The following is a 24158-nucleotide window of genomic DNA, read 5'->3' on the forward strand; positions in this document are numbered from 1 at the left end:
TTGCTGTTTTTGAGAAGGGAAGGGATGACCATGGCAAGTACCAGTGGGATTTCTGCAAGTACCAATTTTGATATTGATGCGATTGTCAGCAGCTTGATGACGGTGGAGCAACGCCCTGCAGTGTTGCTGAGCGAGCAGAAGACGTCGTATCAGTCAAAGATTTCTGCCTATTCCACATTGCAGAGTTCACTGTCTACGTTCCAGACAGCCTTGGCCAATCTCGCCAGCGGCAGCAAGTTCAAGGTACAGGCTGCCACTTCCGGCAACAGCGATATCTTTACTGCCACTTCCAACGGCAACGCAACTGTCAGCAACTATGCCATCAAGGTAGGGCAGCTCGCGCAATCACATAAGATTGCCACTTCCAGCTTTGCGGATACAAAAGCGGCTGTGGGCACTGGCGCAATGACTATCACCTTGGGCAACTATGATGCAGTGAGCAATACCTTTACCGCAAACCCGGAGAAGGCGGCTAAAAGCATTACCATTACTGCTGCAAACAACAGCCTGGCGGGCATTCGCGATGCGATCAATGCCGGCGACATGGGCGTGACCGCTTCCATCGTCAATGATGGCGTCAATGGCGGCAAGCTGGTGCTGACCTCCAAGGAATCGGGCGCTGTCAACAGCATTAGGGTTTCCGTGGCGGACGCCGATGGGGACAATACCGATATGTCAGGTCTGTCCAGCCTGGCTTATGATCCGACAGCAGGCGCTGGCGCGGGGAAAAACCTGACCGAGTTGCAGGCCGCGAAGAATGCACAGATCAATGTCGATGGCATTGATGTGGAAAGCGCGAGCAATGTGGTGACCGGCGTGCTTGAGGGCATTACCCTCAACCTGTTCAAGACCAGCGCTGATAGCGTGTCGCTCGATGTGACCAAGGATACCGACAAGATTACCGAAGCCGTGAATGCTTTCGTCAAGGCATTCAATGATTTCAATACCACCGTGCGTAATTTGACCAAGTTCGATGAAAGCACGACAGATGTCACCAAGAAGAAATCGGGCGTGCTGCTTGGCGATGCCACTGCGCGCTCCATCTCCACCCAGATCAGGGGCATGCTGGCCCAGACAGTCTCCAGTGGCGGCGAATTTACTTCCTTGAGCCAGATCGGTGTGACTTTCCAGCGCGATGGTTCGCTGGCAGTGGACAGCACCAAGCTCAAGAATGCGGTTGAGACCAATTTTGACGATATTGCCAAGCTGTTCATCGCGACCGGCGCCTCTGGTGATACAGACATCAGCTTTGCCGGAACAGGTAGCAAGACACAGTCCGGCAGCTATGCCGTCAATATCACGCAAGCGGCTACCAAGGCGACATTGACCGGTAATGCAGGCCCGGACTTGAATATCGTTGCAGGCGTGAACGATACCTTGGATATGAAGATAGGTGACCGTACCTATAACCTGACTATTCCCGCAGGCAACTATGCTTCTGCCGAGGCTTTGGCGGCAAGCCTGCAATCGCAATTTGTCGGTGCCGGGCTGGGTACAGAAGTGTCGGTGGAGGGTGGCATGCTCAAGCTGACTGCCGCTTCTTATGGTAGCGACAACCTGCTTGAGGTCACGGGCGGCACGTCTTCCTTGTTCGGGAATAGCCCGCTGTATCAGGCTGGCCTGGATGTTGCTGGCACCATCAACGGCGCTGCTGCCACCGGAAGAGGGCAGATATTGACTGCCGCTGAGCCTGGCAATGCTGCTCAAGGCCTGATGCTGCTTGTGCAAGGCAATGTGACCGGGGACCGCGGTCTTGTCAATGTGAGTGTGGGCTACGCCAGCCAGTTGAACAATCTGATCAAGGAGATGGTGAGCGATACCGGCATCCTGGCTGCCAAGACAGAAGGCATCAACGACTCGATCAAGCGCCTGACCAAACAGGAAGAAAACTTGCAGGTGCGTCTGACAGCAATAGAGGCGCGCTACCGTTCCCAGTTTGTCGCGCTAGATGCCCTGATGACCCAGATGCAGAATACCCAGTCTTACCTTACTCAACAGCTTGCCGCGATCAGCGCTAACAATTAATTAAGGAGCTTTTCATGTTCGGGTTCAATGCAGGTGTCAACGCTTATGCGCGGGTCGGGGTGGAAACAGGAGTGGTGGCAGCCAATCCCACCCGCTTGATCGTGATGCTGTATGAAGGTGCGATTGCTGCATGCAATATGGCGATCAAGCATATCCGCGAGCAGAATTATGCGGACAAGAGTGCTGCACTGACCAAGGCGATTTCCATCATCGAAAATGGATTGCGGGCCAGTCTGGATAAACAGTCTGGCGCGGCGATTGCGGAAAGCCTGGATTCCCTGTATGCCTATATGGCCGGACGCTTGTATAACGCCAATAGCCAAAGCGATATTGCCGCCGTGGAAGAGGTGGTAAAATTACTCAATGAGTTGAATGAGGCATGGACAGCCCTGGCTAACCAGCCAGTGACTGCTGCCACGACTCAAGCAACCCAACAACCAAGCCAGCGCTATCTGGAAAAGGCATATTTATGAGCACTCAGCACAACCTGTCTTTATACGCCGCAGTTGCAGATATCACGGACCAAATGCTGATGGCAGCCCAGGCGCATGATTGGGAAAAGCTGGCCGCGCTTGAGGCCGAGTGCGCAACGCGTATCCAGCGTGCCAACGAAGACAAGTGCGATGACCCTATGCAGGAATCTGAGCGAAAACTCAAGGTTTCCCATCTCAAGCGCATCCTGAATTCCGATCGTGAAATCCGCAATATCATCGATCCGTGGATGGTGCGCCTCTCCGATATCCTCACCAACAATGCTGCGAACCGGCAGATGTTTGACGCGTACCAGCAGATGATACGGCCTGGCCGATGATTATCAAGCAATCTCCTGACCCTGCCGCTGCGGTTGCCCCGCTTGCGAGGGTAACGCCGGTGCAGGCGACAGAGGAGATTGCCAGTACTGTCCAGGATCTCAATTTTCGCACGGCCCAGCTGGTCAAGGGCCAAAACTACTTTGGCCAGGTCATGGCCCGCTTGCAGCCTGGCGTGTTCCAGGTCAATGTACAGGGCAACACTTTCCGGATGGAACTGGGGCAGCAGGCTAGCATCGGCCAGCAGATGCTGCTCAGATTTGTGGGAGATAACCCGGTTCCCACTTTCCGCATGCCGAACCAGCAGGCCGGGCAACTGGAAGCCGCTAAGCAATTCGGCATGATGTTGGCTTCCACCGCATTGCCCGCCACAGGGGCGGAAAGCGGCGTTTCCACCGCCCTGAGCCGTGGCGCGCGTATACTGAGCCAGCAATTGGCGCAGGCGGCCGATGGCGAAACCTCACAGACCCTCGCCAGCGATAAAATCGTCAGCCAGGCGCCGCAGCATCCGCGTGTGCTCGCGCAGGATATACAGCGTGCATTGACGACATCCGGCCTGTTCTATGAATCACACCTGGAGCAATTCACTGCTGGCAAGACGACCTTGGCTAATTTGCTGCAGGAACCGCAGAATCAGCCGCACGTGGCGCCCGAATCCATGATCAACAAGCAGCTTGCCGTGCTGGAAAACCAACGGGTGCAATGGCAGGGTGAAATCTGGCCTGGCCAGAAGATGGATTGGCAGGTGCAGATGCAGGGCGATACGGTTGACCCCGACGACCATGCCGCTAATGTGCAATCTGCCGATGATAGGGCGATTGCGAGCAGTTTGAAGCTGGAATTGCCTACTTTGGGAACAGTGACTGCCAATATCAGCCTGCAGGGGGGGCGTTTGCAGGTTCGGCTTGTGGCGGTAGAGCAGGGAACGCTTGCCCGCCTGCGTTCTGGCCTGCCGGGGCTGGCCGAGGCATTGACCAGACATGGGCAGGAACTGGATGCGTTGACGGTGGTGCGCGATGAACAATAGCCCGAATGCCCAGCAGCAGGCTGTGGCGCTTGCCTACGAGACGGGAGACTTTGCTCCGCGCGTGATTGCCAAGGGCAAGGGCTTGATCGCGGAAAAGATTATTGCCAAGGCCAAGGAACACAATGTGTTTGTGCATGAATCCCGTGAACTGCTGGCCTTGCTGATGCAGGTGGATCTTGATGACCATATTCCGCCGGCCTTATACCAGGTGATTGCGGAGATTCTTGCCTGGCTTTACCGGCTGGAGCATGGTGACGCGGAAGCGGCGGGCAAGTTTCCAGAATTGCCCTAGCGGGTGTGCATGCTCTTTTTGTCGTCCCGCATGGTTTCAATACGCGGCTGGCCAAGGCACAGTTTGCAGCTTTGGTCAGGCGCAATCGCCAGCGGGGATTGCATCGTATTCGCCGGACAACGGCTGGTGTGGATATCTCTCCAATAGTAGTTAAGTATTGTCTTGCCGCCTTTCGCCGCTCGGCGAGATCCTTTATTTTGCTTCGCCAAAATAAAGGAACCAAACAAAAGGCGACCCCGATTGTCTGCGACCCGGAACATTGTTCCGGGCAACCTGTGTTGCTCGCTTTTCATGGGGACTGGCTGAACTCGCTGCGCTCAAACAGACGCCAGTCCTGAATCCATGAAAAGCTGCGCTACTCGGCGCAGCCAGACGGGGACTCAACTTCAACAGCTACTTGGCATTGCTGCGCTCGCCCTTGGTCTTGAGGGGCTATGCCTCCAATTGATTGTCATCCCGGCCTTGAGCCGGGATATCGTAAGTATGGCGGAATGCCACAAGATACCGGATCAAGTCCGGCATGACAGGTGTGTGTGAGAAAGAGAAATGCTGGGGTAGCGTAGCCTGTGGGACGTTCGTGAGTAGTCTGTTAGACCTGCATGTTCATGATGTCCTGATAGGCTGATACCAGCCTGTTGCGTACCTGGATGGTGGCTTGTAGCGAGATATTGGCTTTTTGCCCTGCCACCATCACGTCTGACAGGCTCACCTTGTCATCTCCCATTGCAAAGCTTTTTCCCAGCGCTTCGGCGTTGACCTGGGATTGGTTGACCTGGTTGATCGAGGATTTCAACACCTCTGCAAAATCGACTCGTCCGGCAGCCTGGGGTTTCTGGCTGAGCGTCGGTGCGCTGATGCCCTCCAGTGGCGACGATGCCGAGGGTTTTTGCGCCGCTGCCTTGAGCTGCGCCATCATGGCTTCTATCCTGCCTGAATCTATCGCTGAAGTTTTCATGGGAATCACCTGTGCCAGCGTCCTTGCGGACTAGTTTCAACATGGCAGCAGCTTATCATCCGGCAAAATGCTTTCTGGGCAGGAATAAGGCAGGAAAACCCGGTTTATTTACCTGATTGAATTTGCATCCGACTCTTGATAATGGCATCGCGTAATAAAAGCGGCTAACAATACTCAGCGTAGCGTTCCTGGCTAGGCGTTTTGCCACAGACAGTACAAGTGGTACGGCAAGTCAAGACAACGACGCCAGGAGAGTTTTGCTAGCCGCTTCAAAGCGGCAGCCAACAGGTAGATGGCGCTTGGCTGCCGAATCCAGTGTTTGTATTCCGCCATCGCACGGGAGAGGTATTATGGCAGTAGCCAACGAAGCGGCACTGGCCGCGGAAGCGACAACCACAGAACCGGCAGGCGCGTTCAATCTCAGGGCGCTCCTGGATAACAAGCTGCTGCTTGCCTTGGCTGCGGCTGCCGTGGTTGCGCTCATGGTGGTGTTCTGGCTATGGAGCCAGAAGCCGGAATACCGCGTGCTGTTCTCCAGTTACTCCGACAAAGATGGTGGCGCTATCGTAGCCGCGCTTGAGCAGATGAATGTGCCCTACAAGGTTGCCGAGGGCGGCAGCGCGATCATGGTGCCAGCCAATAATGTGCATGACATCCGGCTCAAGCTGGCTGCGCAAGGCTTGCCCAAGGGCGGCAATATCGGCTTCGAGTTGCTGGAAAACCAGAAATTCGGCGTTTCCCAGTTTGTGGAGCAAGTAAATTTCCAGCGTGGCCTGGAAGGTGAGCTGGAACGCACCATACAGGCTATCGGCGCCGTGCAGGCGGCGCGTATCCACTTGGCCATGCCCAAACCCACCGTTTTTACCCGCGACCAGCAGAAACCGACCGCATCTGTGATGCTGAACCTGCATCCTGGCCGCGCGCTCGACCAGCGCCAGGTGAGCGCGATTGTGCACTTGGTGGCCAGCAGCGTGCCCGACCTGCCGACTTCCAATGTTACCGTGGTGGACCAGAACGGCAACTTGTTGTCGGACAACAGCAAGAATCAAGGGGCGAACAACCAGCTCGATCCTGCCCAGTTGAAATATGTGGATGACCTGCAGCAAAATATTGTGCGCCGGGTGGAGTCGATCATTGCGCCATTGGTGGGCTCCAAGAATGTGCATGCGGAAGCCAGCGCGGAAGTGGACTTTTCCGTGGTCGAGCAGGCTGCCGAAATCTATAAGCCCAATCCCAGCCCCGAGAGTGCAGCCATTCGCAGCACCCAGAACAATGAGTCGCAAATATTGCCGGGCCAAGGCGTCGGCGGAATACCGGGCGCATTGAGCAATCAGCCGCCTGCGCCTGCCACGGCGCCTATCGTGGCACCTGGAGCTGGTTCAACTACCACGACCAATGCCAATGTCGTCACCACTACGACCACCACGCCGCCCGGCACAACGGTGACGACGCCAGTGATGAATTCCGAGCGCAACACCACGACCAACTATGAAGTAGACAAGACAATACGCTACCAGCAGCAGCCGATGGGCGGCATCAAGCGCCTGACTGTGGCAGTAGTGGTGAACCACAAGCAGGTGGTTGATGCACAGGGCAAGGTGAGCAGTCGTCCATTAACTGATGACGAGAAAAACCAGATCAGCGAACTTGCCAAGCAGGCCATGGGGTTCAACGAAGAGCGTGGCGACTCGCTGAGCGTGGTCAATAGCTCCTTTATGCCGGAAATAGCCGAGACTTTCCCGGAAGTGCCCTTGTGGAAAGACCCCAATAATATCAATATGGCCAAGGATTGGCTGAAGAATGGCCTGGTGTTGCTGGTATTGTTCATTTTGTACCGCCGCTTTCTCCGTCCCTTGCTGCGCAAGCTTTCTCCTGAAGAGGAAAAGAAGGACAAACTTGCCAGGGAAGAGGAAGAAGATCAGGATGCCATTGTCAGCATTTCAGGTGCTGGGGTAGATGAAAACGATGTAGATGACACCAGTAATACTAGAGCGCCTTCGGAGCGTGGATATAAGCGGAATCTTGAAGGCGTGCGGCAAATAGCGAAGGAGAACCCCAAGATGGTGGCCAGTATCGTGACAAACTGGGTGAACGGCAATGAGTGATAGCGGTGTGGTCAAGAGCGCGGTATTGATGCTGGCATTGGGTGAGGATGAGGCTGCCGAGGTCATGAAGTATCTGGGGCCGCGCGAGGTGCAGAAACTCGGCACGGCCATGGCGACCATGAAATCGATCGGCCATGAGCAGGTGGAAGCCGTGCTGATAGATTTCATGACTCATGCAGAAAAAAATACCATGATCGGCCTGGATTCCGATGAATATATCCGCTCGGTGCTGACCAAGGCGTTGGGAGATGACAAGGCCTCCGGCCTGTTGAATCGGATATTGCAGACACGTGACTCCAGTGGCATTGAAAGCCTGAAATGGATGGATGCGCAGACCGTGGCAGAATTCATCAAGAATGAACATCCCCAGATCATTGCCACGATTCTGGTGCACCTAGAGCCGGACCAGGCGGCAGAAATTCTGGAGTATTTCACCGAGCGCTTGCGCCAGGATGTCATGCTGCGCATTGCCACGCTGGATGGCATCAAGCCGACAGCCTTACGTGAACTCAATGATGTGCTGACCAAGCTGCTGAGCGGCAATGAAAGCATCAAGAAGCAGCAGATTGGCGGGGTGAAGGCTGCTGCCGAGATCATGAACTACATGAGCGGCGACAACGAAGCCAATCTTATGGACGGCTTCAAGAGCTATGACGGCGATATGGCGCAGCGCATCATGGATGAGATGTTTGTATTCGATAACATCATGGAGATCGATGACAGGGGCATACAGGTCATGTTGCGCGAAGTGCAGTCCGAAACATTGATCGTGGCGCTCAAGGGCGTGGCGGAAGAGTTGCGCGACAAGATATTCCGCAATATGTCCAGCCGTGCTGCCGAGATGATGCGGGAAGACCTTGAAAGCAAGGGGCCGGTCAAGCTCTCCGAGGTGGAGGCCCAGCAGAAGCAGATCCTGCAGATAGTCCGCAGGCTGGCGGACGAAGGCCAGATTGTCCTGGGCGGCAAGGGCGAGGATGCGTATGTCTGACGTGGTGATTCCCAAGGAGAAGCAGACCGCGTACCAGCGCTGGGAAATGGCTTCGTTTGAGGAAGAGTCCAGGGCCAGGGGCAAGGCTGTGCCGCAGCCTGCCATTCATTCTGCGCAGGAAGGTGAAGAGGAAAAGAATGCACGCTTGCAGGCAGAGCTTGAGCAGGCGCGACGCGAGGGTTACAAGATCGGCCTGCAGCAGGGGTTTGATGCCGGCATTGCGGATGCCGCGGCACAGGTGCAGCAGGACAGGGAGCAGTTCCAGGCAGTGCTGGCGAGTTTGAACGAGGCGGTCAGGACCGCTGACGAAGCCATTTCCGAGCAATTGCTAGCCTTGGCCCTGGATATTGCCAAGGCCATGGTCAAGGATAGGCTGAATGTGGATCCTGCCATTATTCTGCCTGTAGTGCAGGAATCTATCCATTATCTTCCTGTGGCGCAGAAACCAGCGCGGCTGATCGTCAATCCCGAAGATGCGCCGATCGTGAAGAAATACCTGCAGGAAGATATGGCGGACACCAACTGGCAAGTGCATGAAGATGCCAGCGTGGAGCGCGGCGGCTGCATGGTGGAAACTGGCGACAACCAGATTGACGCAAGCAATGTCACACGCTGGAAACGTATCTGCGACGCCCTGTCGCAGCATGGCAACTGGATCGATCCCGAATGAGCGGCGCACTGGCTCACCAGCAGGGTTGGAAGGATTATCTCAAGGATTGCAGCGAGATTCTGGAGATCGTTGAATCGTTGGAAGTATCTGGTCGCATCACCAAGCTGACCGGCCTGGTGATGGAAGCGGTAGGCATCAAGCTGCCGATTGGCAGCGCCTGCTATGTGCCGTTGGCGGAAGGTCGCCGAGTGGAAGCGGAAGTAGTGGGATTCGATGGCGGACGCATGCTGCTGATGCCGCAAAGTGGCGTCGAGGGCGTTACGCCGGGCGCCAAGGTATTTGCGCTGGAAGTGGCCGAGGCATTGCCCAAGCCCAACCAGGCCAAGCATCCGCGCCGCCGCGCGATTGACCGCGCGCGGCATTTGCCAGTGGGCGAGGCATTGCTGGGCCGTGTGGTGGATGCTGCCGGACGCCCCTTGGACGACCTGGGGCCGCTCAATAGCGAAAACAGCGTGCCTCTCAACACCCGCCCCCTCAATCCCTTGTCGCGCGCGCCTATCGAGGATGTGCTGGATGTCGGGGTGCGGGCGATCAACAGCATGCTGACTGTGGGCCGCGGGCAGCGTATGGGCTTGTTCGCAGGCTCCGGTGTGGGCAAGAGCGTGTTACTGGGCATGATGGCGCGCTATACCACGGCGGAAGTGATTGTGGTGGGTCTGATCGGCGAGCGGGGCCGCGAGGTCAAGGAATTCATCGAGCAGATTCTGGGCACGGAAGGGCTGGCACGCGCTGTCGTGGTGGCGGCTCCCGCCGATGTGCCTGCGTTGATGCGGTTGCAGGGCGCGAGTTATGCCACGGCGATCGCCGAATATTTCCGCAACCAGGGCAAGGATGTATTGCTGATCATGGATTCCCTCACGCGCTATGCCATGGCCCAGCGCGAGATTGCTCTGGCGATCGGCGAGCCGCCTGCGACCAAGGGTTATCCGCCTTCAGTATTTGCCAAGCTGCCTGCGCTGGTGGAACGCGCAGGGAACGGTAAGCCCGGCGAAGGATCGATCACGGCGTTCTATACCGTGTTGACCGAGGGAGACGACCAGCAGGATCCGATTGCGGATTCCGCGCGCGCGATCCTCGATGGGCATATCGTCCTGAGCCGCAGCCTGGCCGAGAGCGGGCACTATCCCGCGATTGATATAGAGCAGTCGATCAGCCGCGCGATGCATAACATTACCTCGCCCGAGCACCAGAAGAACGCGCGCAAGCTCAAGCAGCTCAATTCGCGTTATATGCGCAACCAGGACCTGATCAATGTCGGCGCCTATGAAAGCGGCAGCGACCCTGTGCTGGATGAGGCCATCAGGCGCCATGAGGCGATTGAGGCTTTTCTGCAGCAAGACATCAATGAGTCCGCGCACTGGGCAGACAGCGTACAGGCATTGGCCGGGTTGGTTGGCGCAGGCGGGGTGAATTGATGAGCTGGCTGGAAGGGAAATGGCATGACTGACCAGAAAAAGGTTGTGCTGACGACGCTACAAGGCCTGGCGGAAAAGGAAGTGGATATTGCGGTCGAGCGGATGGGGGAAGCAAACCGGCAACTGGCCGAGGCGGAAAAAAGCCTGGGCCTCTTGCAGCAATACCATACGGATTATGTCAGCCAGCGCGACCATGCCATGGCAAATGGCATGACGGCGGAAATCTACCAGAATTACCAGAACTTCCTCGGCAAGCTGTCGCAGGCGATTGCAAGCCAGACCGAGAGCGTCGAGCGCATACGCCAGGTATGCGGCCTGCGCAAGCAGGAATGGCAGGAATGCCAGAAAAAGAAAATGTCCTACGATGTTTTGATTGACCGTGCTGACAAGCGGGCGCAGGCAAGCGAACTTAAACGGGACCAGAAAATGATGGATGAGTACGCGATGCGTGCGAGCCGCAACCAGACAAGGCAATAAGCAGGAGCTTCATGATGCAGAATATTCCAGTATCCAACCAGGCCGCCATCCTCACCAACACTGCGGCCAGCGCTACGACGGCAAAGGCAAACAAATCCGCCAATACTGCCAATGATGGCCCAGCCTTCAAGGAAGTGCTCGCCAAGCAGGCAGGCCAGGCAGCTAAAGAAACTTCCGGCAATGAGCAGGCGATGCAGCGGCGGCAATTGCAGATCAAGGCCAGCGACGAAGTAAAAGGGCTGGCCAATCCCGTGCTGGCTGCGGAACATATGCAGGATGTCCAAGGTATCTTGAATGAGGATGCCCTGGGTAGTGAAATGAAGGATATACCGCTGCAGGAAACTGATCCCACCATGATAGCGGACACACAGGATGTGCTTGCCCCCGTGCCCGCCACAGAGCAGCCAGCGTTGGCTGCGGTGACGCCCGATATGCAGCGCCGGCCAGTAGCGGACATGGCGGCAGAACTGGAAGCAGACGGCCTCAAGCGCCAGCCACTGGATTGGTCGCGCCAGGGTCAAGGCATGGACGACGCGCGGGAATTGCAGGAGCTCAAGGCAGAGGTTCCGCAAATGTCCATGCCCAAGGCTGGAGAGGATCATGAATCCCCCGTGAAATTCGCAGATACGCTGGCCCAAGCCAGCCAGGCGGCGATTACTGTGGTTCAGCCACAGCACCAGGCGCATGTGGCCCAGGCGGCAGCGGCGATGGATGCGCGTGGCAGCCAGATTCCCGTACCTTTTGGCCAGCTCGGATGGAACCAGGCGGTGGGGCAGAAGGTAGTATGGATGGCCGCTGGCGGCGAGCAGACGGCTTCCCTGACCTTGAACCCGCCCGATCTTGGCCCGGTACAAGTCATCATCCATGTGCACAACAACCAGGCCGATACGACGTTTCTCTCAGACCAGGCCGATGTGCGCCGCGCGCTGGAGGATGGCATGGATAACCTACGCCAGATGATGAGCGAATCCGGTTTGCAGCTCGGGCAGGCCAATGTGCGCTCCGGCCAGCAGGAAGCGGCCCAGACGCCTTCAGGACTGAATGCCGCGCGGGCCGGCAACGGCGAGGCGGGCGAGGAGACCAGCCAGGTGCTGGCTAAGGCCGCCAGGGTGATGGGGCTGGTGGATACGTTTGCCTAGCGGGAGGCAGGCAGTCCAGAATCTTCCAGTAATTCTTGATAACAACAATATCTTGAGGTGAAAGTGATTCCCGCATGTGATTGGTCTCGCATCCAGGATGAGATTGTTCTCCAGCGTATTTAATCGCTGATTTGGCGCAGTTTCCTCCTTCTATTTCCTGCATGCTATTCTGCCGGTTCTTTCATAATATCGATTAACTGACAGCAGAACGGCGAGAAGGATTGCAAGATGGCACAAGCACCAAAAGAGGCGGCAAAAGAAGCGCCGCCTAAAAAATCAAAAAAAGTATTGATCCTGGCATCGGTGGGCGGCTTGCTGGTAGCACTGCTGGCGGCAGGCGGGGGGTATTGGTATCTGCAGCAGCATAAGGATGCTGATGCAGCGCCCAAGGAAAAAAAGGTAGTGGTCAAGGAGCCGGTATTCGTGACTCTGGAAACCTTCACCGTCAACCTGCAGCCTGACCCGGATGACCAATACTTGCAGGTTGACCTGACGGTGCAGGTGGAAGACCAGGCGCAGGCGGATATCCTGAAGAAGCATATGCCCAGCGTGCGTAACCGCATCTTGATGTTGTTGAGCAGCAAACACTCTTCTGAGCTACTGAGTACCGAAGGCAAGCAGGCGCTGACCAAGGAAATCATCGCGCAGCTTTCGTTGCCTTTCAGTGCCAACGGCAAGCCGCAATCGATTAATGATGTGTTCTTTACTTCATTCGTGATTCAGTAAACCCACACGACCATGGCCGATAATTTTCTTTCCCAGGAAGAGGTCGATGCCCTGCTACGGGGGGTGACCAACGAGCAGGAAGACGATGCGCCTGCCATTGACCCGGCCGGGGTGCGCAATTACAACCTGGCGACCCAGGAGCGCATTGTCCGTGGGCGAATGCCGACGTTGGAAATCATCAATGAGCGTTTCGCCCGCCTGTTGCGTATCGGCCTGTTCAACTTCCTGCGGCGTACTACCGAGGTGTCGGTCGGCCCGGTCAAGGTGTCCAAATACAGCGAATTCATCCGCAACCTGGTGGTGCCGACCAACCTCAACCTGGTGCAGGTAAAGCCCTTGCGCGGTACGGCGCTGATGGTGTTCGACCCCACGCTGGTGTTTCTGATTGTCGACAATCTCTTCGGCGGCGATGGGCGTTTTCATACGCGGGTGGAAGGGCGCGATTTTACCCAGACCGAGCAGCGTATCATCCAGCGCGTGCTGAGCATCGTGTTCGAGACCTATGCCAAATCGTGGGAGCCGGTGCACAAGCTGGAGTTTGAATATCTCCGCTCCGAAATGAATACCCAGTTTGCCAATATTGCGACCCCGAACGAAGTAGTGGTATCTACCACTTTCACTATTGAGTTGGGGTCATCCAGCGGCGAAATGCATTTCTGTTTCCCCTACGCCATGATAGAACCGATCCGCGACATCCTCACCTCGCCATTGCAAGGCGAGGCGCTGGGCGTGGACAAGCGCTGGGTGCGCCTGATGACGCAACAGATACAGGGCGCGGAGGTGGAGGTGGTGGCGGACTTGGCCAAGACCCAGATGTCGCTGGGGAATATCCTCAACATGAAAGTAGGGGACGTGATTCCCCTTGCCATTTCCGAGGTCGTGGAAGGCAAGGTGGACAATGTTCCAGTCATGCAGTGCAAGTATGGCATCTTCAACGGGCAGTATGCATTGCGAGTAGAAAAATTGCTGCGATCTAATTCCAGCGAATATGTGAAAGGAGAGGCAGCTGATGGCGATGGATCCGAATGATGAGCAGTTGATGGATGACTGGGGCGCTGCCATGGCGGAGCAAAGCCAGGCTGAGGCCACAGTTTTTCAGGACCCCCAGGCGGAGCAGACACCGGTATTCACCGAGTTCTCCGCCAAGAATAAATTGCACGAGACTCAGAACGATATTGATTTCATCCTGGATATTCCCGTGCAGCTGACGGTGGAGCTCGGGCGCACCAAGATTACGATCAAGAATCTGTTGCAATTGGCGCAGGGTTCAGTGGTCGAGCTGGACGGCATGGCGGGCGAGCCGATGGATGTGCTGGTCAACGGATGCCTGATTGCCCAGGGCGAGGTGGTGGTGGTGAATGACAAGTTCGGTATCCGACTCACCGACATCATCACGCCTGCCGAACGTATTCGCAAGATCAACAAATAGCTCGTCATGCTCATAAAGAACATTGCGTTACGCGCCGGCAACCGGGTTTTCGCTGCCGCCGCGCTGATGGTGCCGGCATGGACATATGCTGCCGCTGAAGTGGCCGAGGTATCCGCCAGCGGTAGCCTGCTGCGGATGGTATTGGGCCTGGGCCTGGTGCTGGCGGTCATGATGGCGATTGCCTGGCTGATGAAGCGTATGACGCCTGGGCTCAGGCAGCAATCTGTGGTGCGCATTGTGGGCGGTGTCAGCGTGGGCCACCGTGAGAAAGTGGTTGTGGTCGAGGTGGCGGGGCGCTGGCTGGTGCTGGGCGTGGCGCCTGGACAGGTCACTAGCCTGGCGGACCTGGAGCCTGGCGAGGAAACTCCACTGGATCAACCTGCTTCTGGCCCGGCTACCGTGCCATTTTCAGCCTGGCTGAGCAAATCCCTGCAAAGAAAGCCCTGAGTCGCCATGTTCTCCCGTTATTTTCATTTATTACTATCACTGGCGCTGCTTGGCCTGCCATTGCTGGGGCATGCGGCTGAAGGCGGCCTGGGCCTGATCAATAGCCAGCCCACGGCTGGTGGCGGGCAGAGCTATTCCCTGAGCATACAGACGCTGATTTTGCTCACATCGCTATCCTTCCTGCCCGCGATGCTGCTGATGATGACCAGCTTCACCCGTATCATCATTGTGCTATCCCTGTTGCGCCAGGCATTGGGCACGCAGTCTTCCCCGCCCAACCAAGTGCTGGTGGGGCTGGCGCTGTTCCTGACTTTCTTTGTCATGGGGCCGGTGTTCGAGCGCATCTATACCGAGGCTTACCAGCCGTTCGACGAAGACCGCATCACCATGCAGGAGGCCATGACACGCGGTGCTGCGCCGCTTAAGGAGTTCATGCTCAAGCAGACCCGGGAACCCGACCTGGCCCTGTTCTTCAAGATGTCGCGCACGGATGCCGTTGCTACTCCTGAAGAAGTGCCATTGCGTGTGCTTGTGCCTGCTTTTGTCACCAGCGAACTGAAAACGGCTTTCCAGATCGGCTTTGCGATTTTCATCCCTTTCCTCATCATTGATATGGTGGTGGCGAGCATCCTGATGTCGATGGGGATGATGATGGTGTCGCCCGCGATCGTGGCCTTGCCGTTCAAACTGATGCTGTTCGTGCTGGTGGATGGCTGGCAATTGTTGCTGGGCTCGCTGGCACAAAGTTTTTATTGAAGGAGATCGGGATGAGCTTGAGTCCGGAACAGGTCATGACTATGGGACGCCAGGCGGTGGAAGTATTGCTGATGATGGCGGGACCGATATTGCTGGTGGTGCTGGCAATTGGCTTGCTGGTCAGTATTTTCCAGGCTGCCACCCAGATCAACGAGGCTACCTTGACCTTTATTCCCAAGCTGCTGGGCGTATTTCTCACCTTGCTGATTGCAGGCCCATGGATGCTGTCAGTGATGACGGACTATATCAGGGCGGTGTTCACCAATATTCCCGCCCTCGCCGGGTAAGGTATCGGTGTGGTCACGGTCACTGCTGAATTCCTGCAAGGCTGGATAGCGACCTTGATGTGGCCGCTGGCGCGCATTCTCGCCTTCATCGCCGTGGCCCCCTTGTTCAACCATCGCGCTTTGCCCAGAAACATCAAGCTTGCCCTCGGCCTGGTGCTGACCGTTGCCGTGATGCCGGCCTTGCCCGAGATTCCGCCAGTGACGGTATTTTCCATGAGCGGTCTGCTGATTTTTGTGCAGCAGATATTGATCGGCGCGGCCATGGGGTTCAGCCTGCGCATCATTTTCACTGCGGTCGAACTCGCGGGCCATGCCGCCGGCATGACCATGGGGCTGGGTTTCGCCATGTTCTACGATCCACAGACGCAAGGGCAAAGCACCGCGATCGGCCAGTTCCTCGTCGTCATGGCCATGCTGATTTTTCTCGCCATCGACGGGCACCTGGTCGTGATTTCAACGCTGTTGGCAAGCTTTTCCAGCTTTCCCATCACGGCAGAGCCCTATTGGGGGTTGAATGCCTACAAGATTGCTTTGTGGGGCGGGCAGATATTCAGCGCCGGATTACTGATTTCCCTGCCCATCATCACGGCCTTGCTGATGGCAAACCTTGCGCTGGGCATATTGACAAGGACGGCGCCGCAACTCAACCTGTTCGGAATCGGTTTCCCGATTACAATAACGCTTGGTTTCCTGATGTTGATGCTGGCCTTGCCCTATATGATGCAGCCGGTACAGAAACTGATGTATGCAAGCATGGGCTTCATGCAGGAAATCGCCCATCCGGCTGCGAGCGGCAGTCCTGCGGGTATCATGAACAAAATGTAATCTGAGAGTGTGAGAATTATGATGCAAGACCGGGCTTATATCGGCCGTCAGCCGATCATGGATCTTCAACAGAAGATCGTAGCGTATGAACTGTATTTCCGGCATAGCGCCGAGGCGACGACGGCAGTCTTTGAAGATAGTCTGCAAGCCTGTAACCGCGTCCTGGTCAATACTATCAACGATATGGGCACCCAATGGCTGCTTGGGGATAAACAGGCGTTCCTCAATATCAGTGAGGAAATGCTGCATAGCGAGCTGTTGGAATTGCTGCCGCCTGCCAAGACGGTGCTGGAGTTGGAAACCGGGATAGCACCCAGCCCGGCAGTGCTTGAGCGGTGCCAGTTCCTGCGCAGGCGCGGGTATCGCCTTGCGTTCAAGGATAGGGGAGTATCGCTGGTCGGCTCTCCACTTGTCGACCATGCAGATTATGCCAAGATCGATATGCAGGCCTATACCGTGGATGAAGCTGCCCGGCGTTTCCTGGAATACCAAACCTTGGATATCATTGTGGTGGCAGAGAAGGTAGAAGAGCGCGCCCAGTATGAGGCATGCAAGATCATCGGCTTTCCCCTGATTCAAGGCTTCTATTTCGCGCGCACGCAAACCTTCACTGCAAAGGTCATCAATCCTGCCTTTTCGGCGGTACTGGATTTGTTGAACATGATCAGCCGCGATGCCGATATTCGCGACATCGAAAACGGCTTCAAGCGTGATGCCGCACTCTCTTTCAAGTTGTTGCGCTACATCAACTCCGTCGGTTTCGGCCTGTCCTGCGAAATCCAGTCGTTGCGCCATGCCATCACGATTATCGGCACCAAGCAGCTTTACCGCTGGCTGACCTTACTTATGATCACGGCAGGCGAAAAATCGGCATCGCCTGCGTTGATGAAGACCTGCATTACCCGTGGTCGCCTGACCGAATTGCTGGGCGAGGGATATTTTGACAAGCCAGGCCGGGATAACTTGTTTGTGGCTGGCGTATTCTCCATGCTGGATTTATTGCTGGAAATGCCGATGGAGCGTGTGCTGGAGAAAGTGGATTTGCCAGAAACTATTCAGGATGCATTGCTGCATCGGCAGGGAATATATGGGCCTTTCCTGCAATTGGCCGAGGCCTGTGAGAACCAGGACAGCGCCCAGCTCATGCTGTTGGCTGATAGCTTGCAGATTGACCCGAACAAGGTAAATGATTCACACATTGCAGCATTGGCTTGGGTAGAGGCACTGGGAGTATAGGGTAGTTAGCTAGTATGTAGTTAACTAGGGTGCAATAAAATGCATTAAAAAAAGCCGGGAACATTCCGGCTTTTTTAATGTGCGATGCTGCTGAAGACTTATAGCAGATTGAAGAGAGACAAGCCTGTGGTGGCTACAAACGCTTTTTGCGCCGCTTCCAGCACGGTTTGTTCTTTGGCGAGGTCGGACAATGCCTTAGCGTAATCCAGGTCCTGCAGGTCCGAGAGCGATTGGGCGTATTGCAGGTCACGGTTGCTGCCATCAGTATTGAGTGCTTCCAGTTCTTTGAGGCCGGAGCCGTTGCGTGCACGGACGGTCAGCACATTATCCAGCGTGGATTGCAGCGAGGTGCTGGCTGCGTTCAGGCCGTCTTGCAGTGCCTGGGCGCTTGCGGCATCGGTAACAGGCGTTTCCAGCAGGCTGGCGATTTGCGCCAATGCGGCGAATGCGTCATGGCCATTGGCCTGGAATACATTGGGACCTGTATCGGTGATGGCGAGCTGGCGGCTGCTGGCTACTTGCAATTGGCGCGTCTGCTGGTCGCCATTATAGGTGGCCCCGGTGCTGGACGCAGTATAGGGCGCGGCGTCTGTCCTGTAACCGCCATACAGATAGTTGCCGCTGCCATCGGTGGCATTGGCCAGCGCGGTCAATGCCTCCAGGTCATTGCGCAGGTCAACGGCGAGATAACTGCGCTGGACATCGTCGTAGGAAGCATTGCCCGCTTCCACCAGGCGGCTCTTGGCGGCAATCAGCAGGTCGGTGACGCTTTGCAGGTTACCCTCCACAGCATTCATGCTGTTCTCGGCAAACATGCGGTTGCGTTCGAACTGCGTATTGATGCGCTGCGCATTTTGCAATTCCAGTGCGCGCGCGGCGCCGATCGGGTCATCCGCAGGCGTCAGGATGCGCTTCTTGCTGGCAATCTGTTGCATCAGGCGGTCTTGCTCAACCTGCAATTGCGATATTTTGTTGAGGCCGTTCTGGAAAATAGTGTTGGTGCTGATGCGCATGGCAAACTCCTTGATTATCTGATTGCCAGGATCGTGTCGAACAGGGTGCTGGCAATTTGCATGACCTTGCCTGCGGCCTGGTAGGCTTGCTGGTAGCGGATCAGGTTGACTGCTTCTTCATCCAGGTTGACGCCGGATTCACCTTGCTGTGTCGTGATGGATTGCTGCAGCAACTCGTCCTCGGCAGCGCCAGTGACCTGCAGTTCGCGCGTGCGGTTGCCGACATAGCTGACCAGCCGGTTGAAGGTATCCTGGTAAGAGGCGGTGCCGTTGAGCATGATCTTGGCGGATTGCAAGGTCGCCATCTGCAGGGCGTTGCGGTTGTCGCCAGCGGCATTGCTGGTGTTGGCGGCAACGGTGAATTGATCGCCATTGGCCGGGCTGCCGCTCAGGCTGAAGCTGATCCCGGCTACATTGATGGAAGCGCCAGCGCTATAAGGGACCGTGCTGCCTGCCGGATAAGTTGTGGTGACACCGGCAGTGGTCGTGACGGTAACCGGCTCGCCCGCGGGAAAGCCGGACAAGTCGCCGCTGTTGTAGCTCAGCGTGAACGGGCTGGATAACGGCGAACCCGCATAGCCGCTCCCCACGGTTGCGCCGCTGATGGCGCCATTGCCGGTATTGCCGCTGGCGGCGGAAGTGCCGACGACGGGCGCGCCCACGGCAATGTCGGCAATCTGCGTGACTGCCATGGAGAGGTCGCTCGCGGCATTGGCAGTTGGCCTGATCAGGAACTCGTCCCCGGTATCGAAGGTGCCGTTTGTGAGTGTGAAGCTGACGCCATCCACGGTTTGCGGCAGGCTGCCGAAGGTTTGCACTGTGTTGTCACTAAGCCGGGTAATTGTGTAGTTGGAGCCGTCGTAGCGCAGGCGGTAATCGCTCGCGGTGAGCAGGTTCGCATCGACAATGCTGCTGGATATCTCCGCATCGCCGTTGTTGCGGCTGTTGGCGTTCACCAGCGGCGCCGGGATGTTGAAGAAATTTCCGCCCTGCACGTTGTTGTTGGTCAGCCCTTGCTGGTGCTGGGTGTTGAATGACTGCGCCAGTGCAACGGCAATCTGCCCAAGGGTGTTCTGGGTCTTGTCCAAGGTTTCGCGACGATATTCGATCAGGCCGCCGATGGTGCCGCCTTGCAGACTTTGTTCAGAAAGGATGGAAATGGTGGAGCCGACTTGGTATGCCACTTCCAATCTACTGGGGTCGGTAGGGGAGTTGACCGTGCTCAAGGAATAGGCATTCAGACCATTGACCAGCGGAATGCCATTGCCGATCGAGATATTGTACTTGTTGCCATCCTGCACCACGACCGTGCCCTTGATTTCCTTGTTGAGCGCCAGCACCAGTTGATCGCGCTGGTCCATCAGGTCGTTCGGTGGTTGGCCGGTGGCTGAGGTCGCAATATCAATTGCGTCATTCAGGCGTGCAATTTCCTTGGCGTATTGGTTGACTGTTGTCACGCTGGCCGCGAGCTGGGAATTGACCGAGGCCTGCATTTCCTGCAAACGGCTACCCAGGCTGTTGAAGCGGCTGACCAAGGCTTGACCGTTGGATAGCATGGCCTGACGTGATGCCGCGTCATTGGGAGCAGCAGCCAGATCGTTGATGGACGCGAAGAAATCCTGAATGGCCGGGGAGAGTCCGGCGTCGGAATCAGCCAGCATGTTGTTGATCTGGTTGATGTTGGAAAGCTGGGTATTGCTCGCGCTCGCAATGGCTTGGCTGTTGTTGATCTGGCGTGCCAGAAGGTCGTTGTATACGCGGCTGATGGTATTGATCTGCGTGCCGTTACCCACGTAGCCGAAGCCCCAGTTCTGCGGGGTATTGGTCCCCTGCACGATGACCTGGCGCGAATAGCCATCGGTCTTGGCATTGGCAATGTTATGTCCGGTGACGCTGAGGCCGACCTGAGCGGCGTTCAGCGCGGTTTTACCGATGTTGAAGATGTTAGACATAATAGATATCGCTCAATGTAACGTAAGTGAATGAACGGCATGAAAACCGTAAACTTTACTTCATGCGCTACGCACGCTCTCGATCACCCGGCGCAGCTTGCTGGCATAACTGGGATCGGTGGCATAGCCAGCATCCTGCATGGCCTGGGCATATCCGGCGGCATTATGAGTATTGTTCATGACGTTGCCATAGCGGGGGTTGTTCTGCATCAGGTTTGCAAAATCACGGAATGAATCGGCGTAGGAATCATAGGCGCGGAATTTCTCGATGCGCTTTTGCGGCGCGCCGTTGATATATTCCGTCGTCAGCGCCTCCACGGTCTGGCCTTTCCAGTTCGGCCCGGCCTTGATGCCGAACAGGTTATGGCTGGGAGTGCCATCGGTGCCGGTGATCTGGCGTTTTCCCCAGCCGGTTTCCAGCGCGGCCTGGCCCAGCATCAGGTGCGCGGGGATGCCACTATCCTGGCTGGCGGCTTCCGCGTGCTGCTGCATCTGCTGCACGAATTCACGCGAATTCTGTGGAATGGCCTGGTTGCTCGCGGCCATGGATGCGCTTGCATTGGCAGGCATGCTTCTTTGGGTAGGCGCAAAGTTATTTGCTGATGTCAGGGAATCCAGCGTTTCCGGCGTCACGCTGTCGAGTTTGCCCTGCAACTGCCGCGCCAGCATATCGGCGAGGCCGGTGCCGCGGCTGGCGATCTGTTGGCTCAGTTGCTGGTCGAGCATGGACAGAAAAGTGCGGCTCTGCTCGCTGTCGAACATGCTTTCCTTGGGGGTGGCATCGCGCATACTTTTCAGCATCATATTCACCATAAGCGCTTCAAACTGGATGGCGGCTTGCTTGATGGATTCCGGGCTGTTGTCGCGCGAGGCGTATTTCAGGTTGTTCAGGCTGTTCGCATCGGCGGCGATCCTACCGCTGATATCCGTGTTGAAATTGTAGGCAGCCATGTCTGTGTTTCCCTAGATAATTTCCAGGTCGGCCCGCAGGGAGCCTGCTGCCTTCATGGCCTGCAGGATGGCAAGCAGGTCTTGTGGCGTGGCGCCGATGGCATTCAATGCCTTGACCACATCGGCCAGGGAAGTGCCTTTGTCCAGCTTGATGACCTGTCCCGGCTCCTTGTTGATTTCCACCTGGGAAACCTGAGTGGCGACGGTCTGTCCACCAGAAAGCGGGCCAGGCTGGCTGATGGCAGGGGCTGTGTTGATGACCACGGAAAGATTGCCGTGCGAGATGGCGCAATCGTCCAGCGTCACGGCCTGGTTCATGACCACCGAGCCGGTGCGGGCATTGAGGATGACTTTGGCCGCGCCTTGCGATGGCTTGATATCTAGGTTTTCCAGGTTGCCGAGGAAGGCGATGCGGTTGGTGTCCATGGGCGGCTGCACCTGGATCACGCGGCCATCAAGAGGCGTGGCAGTGCCATTGCCGAAACGCTTGTTGATGGCGTCGACCACCATGCTGGCGGTGGAGAAATCGGCTTCCTTCAATTCCAGCCTGATAGTGCTGGTTTCAGTCAACTGGCTGGGCACTGCGCGTTCGACAATGGCGCCTGCGGAAATGCGGCCAGCGCCCAAGTGGTTGATCTGGGTCCTGCTGCCGCTGGCGCCTGCGCCCGCGCCGCCGATGACCAGATTGCCTTGCGCCATTGCGTATACCTGGTTGTCAGCGCCTTTGAGCGGGGTCATGAGCAAAGTGCCGCCGCGCAGGCTGCGCGCGTTGCCCATGGAGGAAACCGTAACATCCATGTTCTGGCCCGGTTGCGCGAAGGGCGGCAGGTTGCCGGTCACCATCACGGCGGCGACGTTGCGCAACTGCAGGTTGGTGCCGGGCGGCAGGTTGACGCCCATCTGCTGCATCATGCTGACGATGCTTTGCACCGTGAACGGGGTTTGCGTGGTCTGGTCGCCTGTGCCGTCCAAGCCGACTACCAGGCCGTAGCCGATCAACTGGTTGGAGCGTACGCCCTGGATGGTGGTCAGGTCCTTGATGCGCTCTGCCTGCGTGCTATTGGAAAACGCGATGCCGGCAAGCGCGAGAAGCAGGGCGGCGGCGGATTTTTTCAGAATGATGTTCATAGCGGTGCCAGGCTCAGGAAAAACCGGGTCAGGATAGAAAGCACCTGTGCGGTATCAATCGTGCTGTTGGTGCGGTATTCGATGCGCGCGTCAGCCACGCGGCTGGAGGCGATGGTGTTGCCGTTGGAGATATACATCGGATCGACGACGCCGGACACCCGCACGAACTCGGTGCCACGGTCAAATGCCACCTGCTTCTCGCCGCTGACGACCATGTTGCCGTTGGGCAGCACTTCAATCACGGTAGCGCTGATGGTGCCGGTGAAGGCGTTGCGCGAATTGGCAGCGGCAGCGTCATTGTAGGAGTTGTCCGAATTCGCGCTGGCGCTCAGTTTTGGGAAAGCGGTCCCGAAGAGGTTGGTCACACCCGCGCTCACGTCGCCCTTCTTGCTGGCGGAATTGGTGCCGGATTTACTGGCCGCAGTGTTTTCCGTGATATTGATGACGATGGTGTCTCCGACCAGGCGCGCGCGTTTGTCTTCCAGCAGGGGACGGTAGGTGGAGGGGCTGTAAATGCCGCCGCTGTTGTAGCTGGTTTGCGCCGGATAAGCGGGGCGCGCGGTGTTGGGCGCCTGCGTGATGGTCTTGGGCGCTACTGAGCAGCCAGCCAGCGCCAGCAACATGCCTAGCGCCAGCCAGCGGCTTGATCGGAGAAGTGTCATGATGTTCATCCTGCCTGTGCCTCTATTACAGTTGCGACAGACGTTGCAGCATCTGATCGGAAGTCGAAATCGCCTTGCTGTTGATCTCATAGGCGCGCTGGGTCTGGATCATGCTGACCAGTTCTTCCGCCACGTTGACGTTGGAGGTTTCCACATACTGGTTGATCAGCAGGCCGGTGCCATTCATGCCAGGCTGGTTGACGTTGGCCGCGCCCGAGGCGGCAGTTTCGATATACAGGTTCTCGCCTTGCGATTGCAGGCCGGCGGGGTTGATGAAGGTCGCTAGTTGGAATGTGCCGATCTGCACGGCACTGTTCGGGTTGTCCGGCAGCACCACGGATACGGTACCGTCACGCGCCACGGTCAGGCTCAATGCATTGGGCGGCACGATGATGGCGGGCTGCACGGTGTAGCCGCTGGCGGTGACCAGTTGCCCTTGGTTGTCGAGTTGGAAAGCGCCGTCGCGGGTATAGGCGGTGGAACCGTCAGGTAGCAATACCTGGAAAAACCCCTCGCCGCTGATGGCGACATCCTTGCTGTTGCCGGTCTGCTGCAGGTTGCCCTGGGTGTGGATGCGCTCGGTCGCGACCGGGCGCACGCCGGTGCCGAGCTGCAGGCCGGAAGGTAACTGGGTTTGCTGCGAGGATTGCGCGCCGGGCTGGCGGATGTTCTGGTAGAGCAAATCCTCGAATACGGCGCGACTTTTCTTGAAGCCGTTGGTGCTGACGTTCGCCAGGTTATTGGTGATCACGTCCATCTGCATTTGCTGTGCATCGAGGCCGGTCTTGGCGATCCATAGCGAACGTATCATGGTCTGCTCCTTTGCAATGGCAGCCTGGAGCTG

27 protein-coding genes are annotated in these 24158 nt (G+C 57.0%); 19 read left to right on the forward strand and 8 right to left on the reverse strand.

Annotated features, from left to right (window positions below; genetic code table 11):
• Positions 1–30: 30 nt before the first annotated feature.
• The 5 genes from fliD to V7Z75_RS02885 are packed head-to-tail and all read left to right on the forward strand — an operon-like array spanning position 31 to position 4153.
• Complete coding sequence (gene fliD / locus V7Z75_RS02865) at positions 31–2025, forward strand: flagellar filament capping protein FliD (RefSeq protein ID WP_334107078.1); 1995 nt, start codon at positions 31–33, stop codon at positions 2023–2025.
• 14 nt (positions 2026–2039) lie between these two features.
• Positions 2040–2498 carry a flagellar export chaperone FliS gene (gene fliS, locus V7Z75_RS02870; protein ID WP_334107079.1) on the forward strand — a complete coding sequence of 153 codons (459 nt, stop codon included), beginning with the start codon at positions 2040–2042 and terminating at the stop codon, positions 2496–2498.
• Positions 2495–2836: a flagellar protein FliT gene (locus V7Z75_RS02875; protein ID WP_334107080.1), complete on the forward strand. Its 342-nt coding sequence runs from the start codon at positions 2495–2497 to the stop codon at positions 2834–2836. Before fliS ends, V7Z75_RS02875 begins: the two co-directional genes overlap by 4 nt.
• On the forward strand, positions 2833–3861 hold the full coding sequence (gene fliK, locus V7Z75_RS02880; protein WP_334107081.1) for a flagellar hook-length control protein FliK: 1029 nt from the start codon (positions 2833–2835) through the stop codon (positions 3859–3861). Before V7Z75_RS02875 ends, fliK begins: the two co-directional genes overlap by 4 nt.
• Positions 3851–4153: an EscU/YscU/HrcU family type III secretion system export apparatus switch protein gene (locus V7Z75_RS02885; protein WP_334107082.1), complete on the forward strand. Its 303-nt coding sequence runs from the start codon at positions 3851–3853 to the stop codon at positions 4151–4153. Before fliK ends, V7Z75_RS02885 begins: the two co-directional genes overlap by 11 nt.
• Here V7Z75_RS02885 and V7Z75_RS02890 read toward each other — a convergent pair.
• Together V7Z75_RS02890 and fliE are read right to left on the reverse strand one after the other, a co-directional pair.
• On the reverse strand, positions 4150–4446 hold the full coding sequence (locus V7Z75_RS02890) for a hypothetical protein (protein WP_334107084.1): 297 nt from the start codon (positions 4444–4446) through the stop codon (positions 4150–4152). The two genes, V7Z75_RS02885 and V7Z75_RS02890, sit on opposite strands and share 4 nt — an antisense overlap.
• A gap of 296 nt (positions 4447–4742) precedes the next feature.
• A complete protein-coding gene (fliE, locus tag V7Z75_RS02895) occupies positions 4743–5108 on the reverse strand; it encodes a flagellar hook-basal body complex protein FliE (RefSeq protein ID WP_334107086.1) in 366 nt (121 codons plus the stop codon).
• Positions 5109–5458: 350 nt separating this feature from the next.
• Here fliE and fliF point away from each other — a divergent pair, with 350 nt between their 5' ends.
• The 14 genes from fliF to V7Z75_RS02965 all read left to right on the forward strand — a co-directional run bounded on the left by fliF (position 5459) and on the right by V7Z75_RS02965 (position 17608).
• Positions 5459–7213: a flagellar basal-body MS-ring/collar protein FliF gene (gene fliF, locus V7Z75_RS02900; RefSeq protein ID WP_334107088.1), complete on the forward strand. Its 1755-nt coding sequence runs from the start codon at positions 5459–5461 to the stop codon at positions 7211–7213.
• Positions 7206–8201 carry a flagellar motor switch protein FliG gene (gene fliG, locus V7Z75_RS02905; protein WP_334107090.1) on the forward strand — a complete coding sequence of 332 codons (996 nt, stop codon included), beginning with the start codon at positions 7206–7208 and terminating at the stop codon, positions 8199–8201. Before fliF ends, fliG begins: the two co-directional genes overlap by 8 nt.
• Entirely contained in the window at positions 8188–8871 is a 684-nt protein-coding gene (locus V7Z75_RS02910; protein ID WP_334107091.1) for a flagellar assembly protein FliH, read from the forward strand. The genes fliG and V7Z75_RS02910 overlap by 14 nt, the downstream gene beginning before the upstream one ends.
• Positions 8868–10286 carry a flagellar protein export ATPase FliI gene (gene fliI / locus V7Z75_RS02915; RefSeq protein WP_334107093.1) on the forward strand — a complete coding sequence of 473 codons (1419 nt, stop codon included), beginning with the start codon at positions 8868–8870 and terminating at the stop codon, positions 10284–10286. Before V7Z75_RS02910 ends, fliI begins: the two co-directional genes overlap by 4 nt.
• A 24-nt stretch (positions 10287–10310) precedes the next feature.
• Positions 10311–10763, forward strand: a complete 453-nt coding sequence (gene fliJ, locus V7Z75_RS02920) for a flagellar export protein FliJ (protein WP_334107094.1) — start codon at positions 10311–10313, stop codon at positions 10761–10763.
• Positions 10764–10774: 11 nt separating this feature from the next.
• Positions 10775–11902, forward strand: a complete 1128-nt coding sequence (locus tag V7Z75_RS02925; RefSeq protein ID WP_334107096.1) for a flagellar hook-length control protein FliK — start codon at positions 10775–10777, stop codon at positions 11900–11902.
• Between the two features lie 228 nt (positions 11903–12130).
• The gene (gene fliL / locus V7Z75_RS02930) at positions 12131–12628 is read left to right on the forward strand and encodes a flagellar basal body-associated protein FliL (protein WP_334107097.1); all 498 of its coding nucleotides are present in this window, start codon (positions 12131–12133) and stop codon (positions 12626–12628) included.
• Positions 12629–12640: 12 nt separating this feature from the next.
• The gene (gene fliM / locus V7Z75_RS02935) at positions 12641–13657 is read left to right on the forward strand and encodes a flagellar motor switch protein FliM (protein WP_334107098.1); all 1017 of its coding nucleotides are present in this window, start codon (positions 12641–12643) and stop codon (positions 13655–13657) included.
• Positions 13638–14057 carry a flagellar motor switch protein FliN gene (gene fliN / locus V7Z75_RS02940; protein WP_334107099.1) on the forward strand — a complete coding sequence of 140 codons (420 nt, stop codon included), beginning with the start codon at positions 13638–13640 and terminating at the stop codon, positions 14055–14057. Before fliM ends, fliN begins: the two co-directional genes overlap by 20 nt.
• Before the next feature lie 6 nt (positions 14058–14063).
• Positions 14064–14504 (forward strand): flagellar biosynthetic protein FliO, encoded by a 441-nt coding sequence (gene fliO / locus V7Z75_RS02945; RefSeq protein ID WP_334107100.1) that lies wholly within the window; start codon positions 14064–14066, stop codon positions 14502–14504.
• A gap of 6 nt (positions 14505–14510) precedes the next feature.
• On the forward strand, positions 14511–15260 hold the full coding sequence (fliP, locus tag V7Z75_RS02950) for a flagellar type III secretion system pore protein FliP (RefSeq protein ID WP_334107102.1): 750 nt from the start codon (positions 14511–14513) through the stop codon (positions 15258–15260).
• Positions 15261–15277: 17 nt separating this feature from the next.
• Positions 15278–15547, forward strand: coding sequence for a flagellar biosynthesis protein FliQ (gene fliQ, locus V7Z75_RS02955; protein WP_334107381.1), 270 nt, complete (start codon positions 15278–15280; stop codon positions 15545–15547).
• A 9-nt stretch (positions 15548–15556) separates the two neighbouring features.
• Positions 15557–16372 (forward strand): flagellar biosynthetic protein FliR, encoded by an 816-nt coding sequence (fliR, locus tag V7Z75_RS02960; RefSeq protein WP_334107104.1) that lies wholly within the window; start codon positions 15557–15559, stop codon positions 16370–16372.
• Between the two features lie 21 nt (positions 16373–16393).
• On the forward strand, positions 16394–17608 hold the full coding sequence (locus V7Z75_RS02965) for an EAL and HDOD domain-containing protein (protein WP_334107382.1): 1215 nt from the start codon (positions 16394–16396) through the stop codon (positions 17606–17608).
• A gap of 98 nt (positions 17609–17706) precedes the next feature.
• On the opposite strand, the gene flgL is transcribed toward V7Z75_RS02965, so the two are convergent.
• From flgL to flgG, 6 genes are read right to left on the reverse strand one after another with little or no spacing between them, the layout of a single operon-like run.
• Entirely contained in the window at positions 17707–18621 is a 915-nt protein-coding gene (gene flgL / locus V7Z75_RS02970) for a flagellar hook-associated protein FlgL (protein WP_334107106.1), read from the reverse strand.
• A 14-nt stretch (positions 18622–18635) separates the two neighbouring features.
• Positions 18636–20573 carry a flagellar hook-associated protein FlgK gene (gene flgK, locus V7Z75_RS02975; RefSeq protein WP_334107108.1) on the reverse strand — a complete coding sequence of 646 codons (1938 nt, stop codon included), beginning with the start codon at positions 20571–20573 and terminating at the stop codon, positions 18636–18638.
• Positions 20574–20633: 60 nt separating this feature from the next.
• The gene (gene flgJ / locus V7Z75_RS02980) at positions 20634–21524 is read right to left on the reverse strand and encodes a flagellar assembly peptidoglycan hydrolase FlgJ (protein ID WP_334107110.1); all 891 of its coding nucleotides are present in this window, start codon (positions 21522–21524) and stop codon (positions 20634–20636) included.
• A gap of 12 nt (positions 21525–21536) precedes the next feature.
• On the reverse strand, positions 21537–22652 hold the full coding sequence (locus V7Z75_RS02985) for a flagellar basal body P-ring protein FlgI (RefSeq protein ID WP_334107112.1): 1116 nt from the start codon (positions 22650–22652) through the stop codon (positions 21537–21539).
• Positions 22649–23314 carry a flagellar basal body L-ring protein FlgH gene (locus V7Z75_RS02990; RefSeq protein WP_334107113.1) on the reverse strand — a complete coding sequence of 222 codons (666 nt, stop codon included), beginning with the start codon at positions 23312–23314 and terminating at the stop codon, positions 22649–22651. Before V7Z75_RS02990 ends, V7Z75_RS02985 begins: the two co-directional genes overlap by 4 nt.
• A 25-nt stretch (positions 23315–23339) precedes the next feature.
• On the reverse strand, positions 23340–24125 hold the full coding sequence (gene flgG / locus V7Z75_RS02995) for a flagellar basal-body rod protein FlgG (RefSeq protein ID WP_334107114.1): 786 nt from the start codon (positions 24123–24125) through the stop codon (positions 23340–23342).
• Positions 24126–24158 lie beyond the last annotated feature (33 nt).

The sequence above is a fragment of the Methylobacillus sp. genome, assembly GCF_036844465.1.
Taxonomy (GTDB): Bacteria; Pseudomonadota; Gammaproteobacteria; order Burkholderiales; family Methylophilaceae; genus Methylobacillus.